Origin of the sequence: Nitrosomonas sp. (genome assembly GCF_022842015.1) — a bacterium.
Lineage (GTDB): Bacteria > Pseudomonadota > Gammaproteobacteria > Burkholderiales > Nitrosomonadaceae > Nitrosomonas.
Genome location: NZ_JALHQJ010000011.1, coordinates 1 through 13,433 on the forward strand (window position 1 = coordinate 1; position 13,433 = coordinate 13,433).

Genomic DNA, 13,433 nt, shown 5'->3' on the forward strand with positions numbered 1-13,433 from the left:
CAACGTTACACACAATCCGCCGGCGCGGTGAATGCGCTGGTGTATTTGCGTAGCACCGATCAACCGCTGGCGCAAAAGTACTTGGATGCAACCGCGCAATACATTGCGATGTACAACAAACTGATCGGCCCCTATCCGTATAGCAAATTCGCGCTGGTCGAGAATTTCTGGGAAAGCGGTTACGGCATGCCGTCGTTTACGCTGCTCGGCCCCAGAGTGATTCGCTTTCCGTTCATATTACATTCCTCGTATCCACATGAAATCCTGCACAACTACTGGGGCAACGGCGTGTTCGTCGATTATGCCAGAGGCAATTGGGCGGAAGGATTGACCGCATATCTGGCCGATCACCTGGTCAACGAGCAGCGTGGCAAAGGCGACGAATACCGCCGTGACGTACTGCAGAAATACGCGGATTTCGTCAGCAAGGAGAAAGATTTTCCGATCATCCGCTTCGTGTCGCGCCATAGCGCCAGCTCTGAAGCCGTGGGTTATGGAAAAACCATGATGTTTTTCCACATGCTGCGCCAGGAATTGGGTGACGAGGCTTTTACCCGTGCACTGCGGCAGTTTTATAAGCAGTTCAAGTTCAAACAAGCAACGTTTGCGGACTTGCTCGCAACATTCAATTCAATAACCGGCCAGGATCTTTCACCACAGTTTGAGCAATGGGTACATCGTGCCGGAGCACCCGATCTGGTGCTGCGTAATGCCGAGACTGAGCAAACGGAACAAGGGTTTAAGCTCACCCTCACGGTCGAACAATCCCAACCGGGTGATCTTTATCATTTGAGAGTGCCCATTTCCGTTACGCTGGAAGGCGAAGATATGGCGTTGGAGTCACATATCATGGTCGATCAACGCACACAAACTATCGAGATGAATTTCTTCAACCGCCCGATACGCATCGACCTTGACCCACATTTCGATGTATTCCGGCGCCTGGATAGCCGCGAGATTCCATCCGCATTGTCGCAAGGCTTTGGCGCGGAAAAACCGTTGCTGATTTTGCCTGCACGAGAAAGTCCATCGGTTTTGGCAGCGTATCGAGCCTTGGCCATGAACTGGCAAAAAACTCAATCGAGTCCGTTGGAAGTTATCACCGACGATCAACTGCAGACTTTACCCGCAGACCGTACCATCTGGATCATGGGGTGGCAGAATAAATTTGCCGATGCGGTTACCAAAACCTTGGCGGATCGCGGTGTTACCCATCAGCACGAACAATTGCAACTGTTTCAAAAAACCTACCCACAGACTGATCATGCCGTCATGCTGACCGCCCGACAACCATCCAACCCGGACAAAACGCTGTTATGGGTCGCGGCTGACAATTCCAAAGCGATTGCAGAACTTGCCAACAAATTGCCGCACTACCGCAAATACAGCTATCTGGTGTTTAAAGGCGACGAATTGACCAATATCGACAAGGGGCAATGGCCGATCACGCAATCACCGCTGACGCAATGGATTAAGCAGAAAGACAATCACCCTGTCTCGATGCTGCATACCGGCATCCCAAAACCGCGCCGCGCGTTGGCGGAACTGCCACCGGTTTTCTCTGAAAGCCGCATGATGGAGGATATCGTGCATTTGGCCAGCGATTTGTTCAAAGGACGCGAACTAGGCACACCGGAACTGGACATAGCCGCCGCATATATCGCCAAACAATTTCAGCAAATCGACCTAGAACCTGGCGGCGACGGTAACAGTTATTTCCAAACCTGGCGCCAGGATGTCGGCGCACCCAAAGGCGACATATCCTTGCGTAATGTAATCGGCATTCTGCCCGGCACCAATTCGCAACTCGCTGGGCAAAGCCTGGTCATCGGCGCGCATTACGACCATCTCGGCATGGGCTGGCCGGATGTGCGTGCCGCGCATCGGGGGAAAATTCACTATGGCGCGGACGACAACGCCAGCGGCGTGGCCGTGATGCTCGAACTGGCGCGCCAAGTCGTTGGCAAATGGCAACCAGAACGCACCATCATTTTTGTAGCGTTTACCGGTGAAGAAGCGAATCTATTGGGTTCCAAGCATTACATTGGCAACAGCAAAGATTACCCCACCGAAAAAATCATCGCGATGTTGAATCTGGATACCGTCGGACGGCTTGAGAATAATCCGGTCACGGTATTTGGCACCGGCACCGCGCGTGAATTGGTGCATATCTTCCGGGGTGCAGGCTTCGTCACCGGCATTCCAGTCAACGCGGTGCAAGACGATTTCGGCTCCAGCGACCAGGCCGCATTTATCCAGGCCGGCATCCCGGCAGTGCAATTCTTTGCCAGCGCGCACGAGGACTTCCACGCCCCTGGCGACACCGTCGATAAAATCGACTCCGCCGGATTGGTCAAAGTAGCTGCTATCCTCAAGGAAGCCACCGAATACCTGGCCAACCGCATCGAACCGCTCACCGTCACGCTGCCAACGCAGACAGCACAAGCCGAACCCACCAGTCCACGAGAAAAACGCACAGCCAGTCTCGGCACCGTACCGGATTTTTCATACCAGGGCGAAGGCGTGCGCGTGGACAACGTCAACCCCGGCTCCCCGGCACAACAAGCCCAACTGCAACCCGGCGACATTCTGATTCAACTGGCCGGACAAAAGATCAGCGATTTGGCCTCGTATGCGAATATTTTGCGCACGCTTAAGGCCGGGGAGAACGTTGAATTGCAGTTTAGGCGGGATGGTGAGGTTAAGATAGTTGAGGTGGTGTTGGTAGAGCGTTAATTGCGCTATAGTTCGCTATTCTTTTTTTGCCTATTAAATTTCAATTTTGTGTTCGCAAATAATATAAAAGCACTTGATGACTCCCGCTAATTTTCAACAACTCGCCAACTTCATCTGGTCCGTCGCCGACCTGTTGCGCGGCCCCTACCGCCCGCCGCAGTACGAGCGCGTGATGCTGCCGCTCACGGTGCTGCGCCGTTTCGATGCCGTGTTGGCGTCCAGCAAGGAAGCTGTGCTCAAACGTCACGCTGAGCTCAGCGCCAAGGGTCAATCCAGTGTTGACGCCATCCTCAACAACCTGGCCAAGGATGAAGACGGCACGCCGCTGGGCTTCCACAACCACAGCCAGCTCGACTTCTACAAACTCAAGGGTGACCCCGACAACATCGGTCGCCACCTAGCCGACTACATCGCCGGCTTCTCCGAGAACATCCGCAAGATCTTCGAGCGCTTCGAGTTCGACAAGGAGATCGAAAAGCTCGAAGAGTCGAACCGCCTCTATCAGGTGGTTGCCCAGTTCGCCGAGATCGACCTGCACCCCAAGCGCGTCGACAACATCACCATGGGTCTGGTGTTCGAAGACCTGATCCGGCGCTTCAACGAAGCGGCCAACGAAACGGCGGGCGATCACTTCACCCCGCGTGAAGTGATCCAACTCATGGTCAACCTCCTGCTGGAGCCCGACACCAGCGTGCTCACGCAGGCTGGCGTCATCGTCACCATCTGCGACCCCGCCTGCGGCACCGGCGGCATGCTGGCCGAAGCGCAGAACTGGATCCGCGCCCACAACGATCAAGCCACGGTCAAGGTCTTCGGGCAGGACTACAACCCGCGCTCCTATGCCGTGGCTGCCTCTGATCTCTTGATCAAAGGCCACAAGGACGGCCAGGTGGTGCTGGGAAACACCCTCACCGACGACCCGTTTCCGGACCAGCGCTTCGACTACTTGCTGGCTAACCCACCTTTCGGCGTGGACTGGAAAGCCGAGAAGAAAACCATCGACCGCTGGCCCAATTTCCGTGGCTACAGCGGCAAGCTGCCGCGCATCAATGACGGTGCCTTGCTGTTCCTGCTCTATATGATGAGCAAGTTCCAGGACTACAACGCCGGCGACCGCGACAAGCCCGGCTCGCGTACCGCCGTCGTGTTCAATGGCTCGCCGATGTTCACCGGCGGCGCCGGCAGCGGCGAGAGTGACATCCGGCGCTGGATCATCGAGCGCGATCAACTCGAAGCCATCGTCGCCCTACCCGAGCAGATGTTCTACAACACCGGCATCGGCACCTTCATCTGGGTGGTGACCAACCGCAAGGCTGCCACGCGCCGCGGCAAGATCCAGCTCATCGACGCCCGCGAGCGCTACACGCCGATGAAACGCAGCCTGGGCGACAAGCGCCGCTACCTCGACCAGGCCGCGCTCGACACCGTCACCCGCGAACATGGCGCGCTGGAGAACAGCCTGACCAGCCGCATGTTCGATAACACCTACTTCGGCTACCGCCGCATCACCGTGCTTCGCCCGCTGCGCCTGCGCTTTCAGATCATCGATGAAGCGCGTGAGCGCTTCCTCAACACCTGCCCCGAGCTGTTCGATGCCTTGCAGGCCGTGCAGGACGCACTGGGAAGCGAACCGCTACTGGACTGGAATCAGGCCTGGGATGCCGTGCAGCAGGTATTCAATACGCTGCCCGACGATGTCGAAGGTTGGGCCAAGGGCGCCAAGGGCACCGCGCAGAAGAAGATCTTCCGCGACTGCTTCACCACCACGGACCCCGAGGCTGCGCCGGTCATTGCCAAGCGCCACAAGAAGGGCGACGTTTCCGTCAGCGATGAATGGTTCCCGCAGCAGACCTTGCCCGCGCTTGAATCGAGCGAACTGCATGCCCTGCTGGGCTTGTACGCCGATGGCAAAGGCCTCGTGGAATACGAATCCGACCCGGCGTTGAAGGATGCCGAGAACATCCCGCTGAAAGAGGACATCGTCAGCTACGTGCTGCGCGAGGTGCGGCTCTACGTGGCGGATGCCTGGATCGACCGCAACACGCAGGACGAACAGGACGGCGGCATCGGCAAGGTGGGCTACGAGATCAACTTCAACCGCGTGTTCTTCCAGTACCAGCCGCCGCGACCGCTGCACGAGATCGATGCGGAGCTGGCTGGCGTGGAGGCGCGGATTCTGGAGTTGCTGCGGGAGGTGACGGAGTGAACGGCGCCGATCTACTGGCCTCGCTACCCGACGGGTGGCGACGTGTGCCGTTGAAGACCACATGCGATTTCGCCGTCAGCAACGTTGACAAGCATTCGTTCGACGACGAGTTGCCGGTTCGGCTGTGCAACTACACAGATGTGTACAAGAACGACCGAGTCTCGCCCGACATGGACCTGATGGCAGCAACTGCCACTCCGCAGGAGATTGAGCGCTTTCGCCTTGAGATTGGCGATGTCGTCATCACGAAGGACTCAGAATCTTGGAACGACATCGCCATCCCCGCATACATAGAGGGCACTGCGGACGACTTCATTTGTGGCTATCACCTAGCCTTTATCCGCCCGAGGAAGGATGTGCTCGACGGGCGATTTCTGTTCCGATGCATGCAGTCACGGCCCGTTGCTCTTCAGCTTGAACTTGAAGCTACCGGCGTCACACGCTACGGCTTGCCAAAGGATGCAATCGGTCTTGCGGTTCTGCCGCTGCCACCATTGCCAACGCAACTTCGCATCGCCAACTACCTCGACCGCGAAGCCGCACGAATCGACGGGCTGATCACCGAGAAGGAACGCATGCTGGTGTTGCTGGAGGAAAAGCGTACCGCCCTCATCAGCCGCCTCGTAACTAGGGGCCTTGACCCCAACGCCCCGCTCAAACCTTCCGGTCAGGAATGGCTGGGCGAGATTCCGGCGCATTGGGCGATTCAGCCCATCAAGTACCTGGCGGTTGTCGGCAACGGCTCAACCCCTTCGGTCGAGAACGCCGACTATTGGGACGACGAGGGCTACCCCTGGCTGAATAGCTCAGTTGTCAACGTGTCACCGGTCACTGACGCAAGTCGCTTCGTGACAGAGACAGCCCTGCGCGAATGCCACCTGCCAAAGATTCAACCGCCCGCTGTGCTCGTCGGGATCACTGGCCAGGGCAAGACACGTGGAATGGCGGCGGTTTTGGGAATCGAAGCCACCATCAACCAGCATATCGCATTCATCAAGCCACGCTCCCAAGAGCTCGACACTGAATACTTATGTTTTTTGCTTGGACATGCGTATGCATTTCTTCGTAGCGATAGTGACGGAGCGGGTAGCACCAAGGGGGCCATTACCTGCGAGCAACTGGCCAACATGAAAATTCCTGTGCCGCCAAGTGGTGAGCAAATCGATATTTGCACCCGCATAAGGCAATCGCTAGATGTCTCGAAGCCTCTTCGCGCGCAGATCCAGTGCTCCCTTGATCTGCTGACAGAAAGACGCTCGGCGCTGATCACCGCCGCCGTCACCGGCCAGATCCCGCTGGAGGAGATGACAGGATGAAGCTGGAATCGGTTTCCCTCGCGAACTGTGGCGGCTTCGAGCAGCTCGACATCGCCTTCGAGCACGATGTGACGCTGATCGCCGGGGTCAACGGCGTGGGCAAGTCCACGGTGCTGCACGCGCTAACGGTGTTGCTTTCACGGGCAATGCCGGAGTTCACGCCCTCGCGCTCGGCGCCACTCTACTTCACCGATGACGACATCCACGGTGACAAGGGCTCATTGGAAGTGTTCGCACGCCTCCGGATCGATGGGCAGACCATCAATGCTGGGGTGCAGCGGTTGCGAGCAGACGACGACAAGGGCGACCGCTTCATGCTGCTGCGGCAGGCCGAAGTCGCCACCGGCGCCACCGTTTTCGCCCAGGCGCTGAGCGCCCGCACGCTGACCGGTGAACTGGAAGCGGGCATGAAGGAAACCCGCGCCGCGCTGGCGACCCTGAAGAGCGCGGCCCATCCGCCGCTGGCGGTGTATTTCTCGCCTAAACGCCAGTTGCCCGGCCAGCCGCGCAGCCTGCCGGAGGCCAAACCCTTCGACCCGTCCATCGCCTATGGCCGCGCCCTGCATGACCGTGAGGTGGAGCTGCGCGAGTTCATGCACTGGTTCCGCACCCAGGAGAAGTTGGGTACGGCCAGCGAGCCACGCCGCCTCAGGGTGCTGGACGCGCTGCGGGCTGTGGTGAGCGAGCTGGTGCCTGAGTTCAGCAACCTGCGCATCCAAGAGCAACCACGCCTCGGCTTTGTGGTTGACAAGCGCGGCCAGCCCTTCTATCTGCATCAGCTTTCCGACGGCGAGCGGGGACTGCTGGCTCTGGTGTTCGACCTCACCCGGCGCCTGGCCATCGCCAACCCGGACAGCGACAACCCGATCGCCGAGGGCGTGGCGCTGGTGCTGATCGACGAGATAGAGCTGCACCTGCATCCAAAGTGGCAACGCGATGTCTTGCAGCGGCTGCGCGACATCTTCAAGGGATGCCAGTTCGTGGTGACTACCCACTCGCCACTGGTGCTGGGCGAGGTGCCGGCGCGCTGCGTACGCTTCCTCGAGTTCGTGAATGGCAGGGTGGGCGTGACCGTGCCGACCGAGGCCTATGGCATGGATGCCAACCGCATCCTGCAGGAGTTCATGGGTGCCCCGGTGCGAAACCGGCAGGTGGACGGTGAGCTGAAGACCCTCTTCGAACTGATCGACCAGGAGCGGTTCGACGCGGCCCGGGACGCCATCGTGGCCCTCGAACGCAAGCTGGGCGAGGACGAGCCCGAGTTGACCCGGGCCAGTTCGCTGATCCGCTTTCTGGAGGGTGCCGAGTAGATGCGAACCATCCAGAAGGGGCCAGAGCCCGACACATTGCGCCAGCATCGCCGACAACCACACGCCAACTACGACAACTACACCGACAAGACCGCCTTGCGGCAGGCGCTGGTGGCGGAGCAGCGTGGCCTGTGCTGCTACTGCCAGTCGCGCATTCGGGCCACCCCCGACGGTATGAAGATCGAGCACTGGCAATGCCAGGCCGACCACCCGGCGCGGCAGATCGACTTCAGCAACCTGCATGGCGCCTGCTTGGGCGGGCACGGCCGTCCCGAACGCGAGCAGCATTGCGATACCCGCAAGGGCAACAACGGTCTGTGCTTCAGCGTGTGCGACCCCGCCCACCCCATCGAGCGGCGAATCCGTTTCCTGGGTGACGGCAAGATCAGCGCGGATGATGCTGCCATCGACCAGGATCTCAATGCGGTTCTCAACCTCAATCTGCCGCGCCTGGTAAGCAATCGCAAGGCGGTGCTCGCAGCGTTTCAGCAGCGCCTGCAGGACGGACGCCGTGTCGACCCGGCACGCGAACTGCCGAAATGGGACGGGCGTGAGCCCGGCGAACTGCCGGAGTTCGCGCAGGTCATGGTCTATTGGCTAACGAAGAAACAAGCGAGGGCCTCCGCATGAAACGCACTAGCGAAGCCGCGTTTGAAACCGCGATCGAGGCGGTCTTGCTGGCCGACGGATATACGCACGTCAACGCCAAGGGCTTCGACCGCGAGCGGGCGATCTTCCCTGATGAGGCGTTGGAGTTCATCCGTGCCACCCAAGGCAAGGTGTGGGAGAAGCTCGAGGCCTTGCACGGCGAACAGACCGGCGCGCGGGTGTTGGAGTCATTGTGCAAGTGGCTGGACGTTCATGGCACGCTGGCCACTCTGCGACACGGGTTCAAGTGCTTCGGCAAGACCTTGCGGGTCGCCTTCTTCCGCCCGGCTCATGGTCTGAACCCGGAGCTGGAGGCGCGCTACCGCGCCAATCGACTCGGTCTCACGCGGCAGTTGCACTTTAGCCCGACGTCGGAGAAGTCTTTGGACGTGGTGCTGTCAGTCAACGGCATACCGGTGGTGACGCTGGAGCTCAAGAACCCCTTGAGCGGCCAGACGGCCGCGAACGCCATCCACCAGTACCGCCACGACCGCGACCCGCGTGAACCGATTTTCGTGTTCACTAAGCGCGCGCTCGTGCATTTCGCCGTGGACACCGAAGAGGCGCACATGGCCACGCGCCTGGCCGGGTCATCGACCCATTTTCTGCCCTTCAACCAAGGCATTGATGGCGGCGCGGGCAACCCTCCCGACTGCGAAGGGCGGAACTACAAAACGGCGTATGTGTGGGAAGAGGTGTTGCAACGCGACAGCCTGCTCGACCTGCTCGCGCGCTTTCTTCATCTGGATGTAGAAGAGAAGACCACCGACGATGGCAAGAAGATACGCAAGGAAAGCCTGATCTTTCCGCGTTATCACCAGCTGCAGGCAGTACGCCATATGGTGGCAGCCGCCGCGAGCGAAGGTGCGGGGCACAACTATTTGGTGGAGCACTCGGCCGGCAGCGGCAAGAGCAACACCATTGCCTGGCTGGCGCATCGCCTGTCCAGCCTGCACAACGAACGCGACGAGCGGCTGTTCGATAGCGTGGTCGTCATCACCGACCGGGTGGTGCTGGACCGCCAGTTGCAGAACACCATCTACCAGTTCGACCACCGCCAGGGTGTGGTGCAGAAGATCGACGAGGACTCGCGCCAACTCGCCCAAGCCCTTGAAGACGGCGTGCCCATCATCATCACCACGCTGCAGAAGTTCCCCTTCGTATCCGGGCAGCTTGCGAAGTTGAGTGAAGAGCGCGGCGAAGGGGGCAAGAGTCATCTGCCCGCGCGCAAATACGCGGTGATCATCGACGAAGCGCACAGCTCGCAGTCGGGCGAGACGGCGACCGAACTCAAGGGTGTGTTGGGTGGCGCTGAGCTTCGCCGCAAGGCCCAGGAGATGGCCGAGGAGGAAGGCGAAGTCGAGCTTGAACGACTGTTCCGCTCCATGGCCAAGAGGGGCCATCAACCGAACATGAGCTTCTTCGCCTTCACCGCCACACCCAAGCACAAGACACTGGCGATCTTCGGCCGGAACGGCGAACCCTTCCACCGTTACACCATGCGTCAGGCCATCGAGGAGGGCTTCATCGAGGACGTGCTCAAGAGCTACGTCACCTACAAGACCTACTACAAGCTCATCAAGAAGGCTGAGGACGACCCCAACGTCGAGCGCAAGAAGGCAGCCAAGGCGCTGGCGCGCTTCATGCGCCTGCATCCGCACAACATCGGTCAGAAGACCGAGGTGATGGTGGAGCATTTCCAGCACTTCACACGGCACAAGATCGGCGGGCATGCCAAGGCGATGGTCGTCACAGGCTCGCGGCTGGAGGCGGTGCGCTACAAGCAAGAGTTCGACCGCTACATCCAGGAGAAGGGCTACCCGATCAAGAGCCTAGTGGCGTTCTCGGGCACCGTGGAAGACGACAAAATCCCGGAGGCGTCGTATACGGAGGTCGGCATGAATGACGGCCTCAAGGAGAAGGAGCTTCCCGACACCTTCGCCAAGCCTGACTTCCGCGTCCTGCTGGTTGCCGAGAAGTACCAGACCGGCTTCGATCAGCCGCTGCTGCACACGATGTACGTCGACAAGCGGTTGGCTGGTATCCAAGCCGTGCAGACGCTGTCACGCTTGAACCGGACGCACCCACTGAAGGACGACACTTTCGTTCTCGACTTCGTCAACGACCCCACAGAGATCCAGGAGGCCTTCCGCCAGTATTACGAAGGCTCGGTCATGGGGGAGGAGGTCGACCCAGACAAGTTGTACGAGGTCAAGGCGGAGCTCGACGCATCCGGCATCTATCTCCAGGCCGAAGTTGAGCAGTTCTCTCAGGTCTTCTTCGCGCCAAAGCGGAGGCAGAGCCCCGGCGACCACAAGATCATGAACGCGGTGCTCGACCAGGCCGTCGCCCGGTTCAAGCAGCTGCAGGATGTCGAGGAAGAGGATGTCGAGGAAGAGGAGGCCGAGTTGTGGCGCGGCAAGCTGCAAGCCTTTCGAAATCTCTATGGCTTCCTGAGTCAGGTGATTCCTTATCAGGACAGCGACCTGGAAAAGCTCTTCACCTACCTGCGGCATCTCGCCCTCAAGTTACCCAAGCGCAAGAGCGGGCCGGGCTACCAGTTCGATGAAGAAGTCGACCTTGAGTACTACCGGCTTCAGAAGATCAGCGAAGGCTCAATCAGTCTGAACGAAGGCTATGGCAAGCCGCTGGATGGCCCGACAGAAGTGGGAACCGGTGAAGCTCGAGCGGAATACGTGGTGCTTTCCCGCCTGATTGGCATCATCAATGAGCGTTTTGGCAGCGAATTGAATGAGGCGGATCAACTTTTTTTCGAACAGATCGCTGAAGCGGCTGTTCAGAACGAGCCACTGCGCAGAGCTGCAGAAGTTAACTCACTTGATAAATTTCAACTCGTTTTCCGCCAAATTCTGGAATCACTGTTTATCGAGCGAATGGAGCTGAATGAAGAGCTATTTACCGATTACATGAGCAAACCTGAAATGCAGGAGCTGGTTTCCAAGTGGCTGGGAAATCAGGTATATGAACGTTTGAGCAAATCTGAAAATAAAAATCACACCAAAAACAAATCTCTCCGATAAGGGACAAATTATTCTAGATCCGTTGCAGCAAGCCGATGACGATCGGCGAAGTTGCCCCAGAGTCATCAGAACATCACAGCCGCTCGCGCATAAACTGGGTTAAGCGCTGGAGAAACCCAGTTTATGCGCTCTAACAAAGCGTTACAGCACCGCGTACACTACAGCGGCAGCCAATCCGCCGATAATGCCGCCCACTACCGGTACATAGGCATAACCCCAGTCGCTATCGCGCTTATTGGCCATTGGGAGGATCGCATGCATGATGCGCGGCCCGAGATCACGTGCTGGATTGACCGCAAAACCGGTAGGGCCGCCCAGTGACAAACCGATACCAAACAGCAGCAGCGCAACCGGCAAGGCATCCAGCGCACCCAGGCTGGCCTGTGGGGAGACAATCATCATGACGCCAAACACCAGCATGAATGTACCGACCGCTTCAGTGATTATGTTATTAACCGGGCTTCTGATCGCTGGCCCGGTGCAAAACGCCGCCAATTGCATATCGGGATCAGTTGTTGCGTCAAAATGCTGACGATAAGTGATCCATACGATCAATGCACCCAGCATGGCGCCCAGCATTTGTCCCAAGGCATAAACAGGCACGTCGCCCCAAGCAAACTTGCCTGCCGCCGCGAGCCCGATACTGACTGCGGGGTTCAAATGCGCACCGCTGGAGGCGGCCACCGCATAAACCGCCACGAAAAGCGCAATTCCCCAACCGGCCGCGATGGTTAACCATCCGGCATTATTGCCTTTGGATTTATTCAGCACGACGTTGGCAACCACGCCGTTACCCAATAACACTAAAATAAAAGTACCAATCAATTCACCAAGAAACGGAGTCATAGTTATCACCTTACTATTGAGTTGAATTTCGGAGAGCCTTCCCGAGGATGAGAAAGATTAATTGACTAATTTTTTTATAAAAACTTTCTATCACTTTGGAATGGCCAATTGATTATCACACAAAATGTGCAAGTGAGATATTTAGGCTGGATTTACTTTTTCGATTTGGATTAATAATCCAGTGTTGCAGCAGCAGAGTTTTCTGGAATAACAGTAGACTTACAATGTACGATAATTCAGGTCAAGTATGTTGTGATTTAGCAGGATAACAAGCCGATGATGAGTGATGAGGATACGTCGGAATCATCTGAGAATTCCGACAAAAATATTTTGAGAAGTGCGCCACATGCTGAGCGCACTTCAAATTGCTGATTTATATTACAACGTCCGAACTATGGTCGGCCTTGCAACCAACTAGCTGCCGCCTGTACCCAGAGGAGTAAAAACACCTTCTTCGTTGATCCAGGATTCATCGGTCACTGTATTGTAGATCGTATCCGCATCAGTGGCGAAGCAATCAGGCACAATCACATTAGTGGACGTTGTATTAAGGCTCATCGTAACCGGAGGGGTAATAGTGATTCCTGGTACGCCTGCGAATCCGCTACTCTGCGCTGTAATATCAAAACACACATTAGAATTAATGATCAAATTAGCTGTATCGGCTGGAACATGCATAGTGCAATGCTTGCTGTTGGCAAACCCGTCCGCAAAAGACTGCAATGGATTGGGTCCAAGCGAACCAGCGGAAATTCCACCAAATGACGGTGAATTGCCCGTCGAAGTCGTCAATACAGAGATCCCTGTTTCAGCCGGTTGCTGAGGTGTTACACAAAAATTGTTAGCTGTGGGTAAAGCCACGCAGGACGCCCCCGTGCTGATATTGACTACGTTGCCGCTTTGCGTGTACGACAGCCCGGGTGGCGCACCTGAGGTATTACATCCCGGGATACTGCTGTTTCCGCCACTTTCAATAATTTGTGCAATTAATTCCGGCAGCCCCGCAACCCGGACTGGATTAGATCCATAAGGCCCGCCTAATACGTAAGCACCATTATCTCCCACATTCACCCCTGCATAAATTCCGGTCTCCGGATAAAACCGGTATAACCATGGGTTAAGGCTTTGTGTCCCCTGGTGACTTGGGAAAAGATCTGGATAAGTATTTTCGGCCCAGTTCAAAAGTGTTTCGGTGTCGCTGTTGATGTCAGCCGAGGCCAAATGCGCACCACCCATCAGGGTAACTGTGCAGGCAGACAAAATAAATTGTTTGATCGATTTTTTCATAAAGAACCCTTCTGATTTGTTATTGCAAATAGGTGTTTTTTAG

The 13,433-nt window shown here is 57.3% G+C and carries 8 protein-coding genes; 6 read left to right on the forward strand and 2 right to left on the reverse strand.

Annotated elements, in window-relative coordinates; genetic code table 11:
• The 6 genes from Q0C11_RS03275 to Q0C11_RS03300 form a co-directional block, all read left to right on the forward strand.
• Positions 1-2,736: M20/M25/M40 family metallo-hydrolase (locus Q0C11_RS03275; protein ID WP_293005703.1), on the forward strand; the 2,736-nt coding region annotated here is incomplete at its 5' end.
• Positions 2,737-2,812: 76 nt separating this feature from the next.
• Complete coding sequence (locus tag Q0C11_RS03280; protein ID WP_293005704.1) at positions 2,813-4,942, forward strand: class I SAM-dependent DNA methyltransferase; 2,130 nt, start codon at positions 2,813-2,815, stop codon at positions 4,940-4,942.
• Positions 4,939-6,258 carry a restriction endonuclease subunit S gene (locus Q0C11_RS03285; protein WP_293005706.1) on the forward strand — a complete coding sequence of 440 codons (1,320 nt, stop codon included), beginning with the start codon at positions 4,939-4,941 and terminating at the stop codon, positions 6,256-6,258. The genes Q0C11_RS03280 and Q0C11_RS03285 overlap by 4 nt, the downstream gene beginning before the upstream one ends.
• Complete coding sequence (locus Q0C11_RS03290; protein WP_293005708.1) at positions 6,255-7,568, forward strand: AAA family ATPase; 1,314 nt, start codon at positions 6,255-6,257, stop codon at positions 7,566-7,568. Before Q0C11_RS03285 ends, Q0C11_RS03290 begins: the two co-directional genes overlap by 4 nt.
• Positions 7,569-8,198 carry a retron system putative HNH endonuclease gene (locus Q0C11_RS03295; protein WP_293005710.1) on the forward strand — a complete coding sequence of 210 codons (630 nt, stop codon included), beginning with the start codon at positions 7,569-7,571 and terminating at the stop codon, positions 8,196-8,198.
• Positions 8,195-11,257 carry a type I restriction endonuclease gene (locus Q0C11_RS03300; RefSeq protein WP_293005712.1) on the forward strand — a complete coding sequence of 1,021 codons (3,063 nt, stop codon included), beginning with the start codon at positions 8,195-8,197 and terminating at the stop codon, positions 11,255-11,257. Before Q0C11_RS03295 ends, Q0C11_RS03300 begins: the two co-directional genes overlap by 4 nt.
• A gap of 141 nt (positions 11,258-11,398) precedes the next feature.
• Here Q0C11_RS03300 and Q0C11_RS03305 read toward each other — a convergent pair whose 3' ends face one another.
• Both Q0C11_RS03305 and Q0C11_RS03310 read right to left on the reverse strand, forming a co-directional pair.
• On the reverse strand, positions 11,399-12,103 hold the full coding sequence (locus Q0C11_RS03305) for an MIP/aquaporin family protein (protein ID WP_293005714.1): 705 nt from the start codon (positions 12,101-12,103) through the stop codon (positions 11,399-11,401).
• 414 nt (positions 12,104-12,517) lie between these two features.
• Positions 12,518-13,390, reverse strand: coding sequence for a hypothetical protein (locus Q0C11_RS03310; protein ID WP_293005716.1), 873 nt, complete (start codon positions 13,388-13,390; stop codon positions 12,518-12,520).
• Positions 13,391-13,433 lie beyond the last annotated feature (43 nt).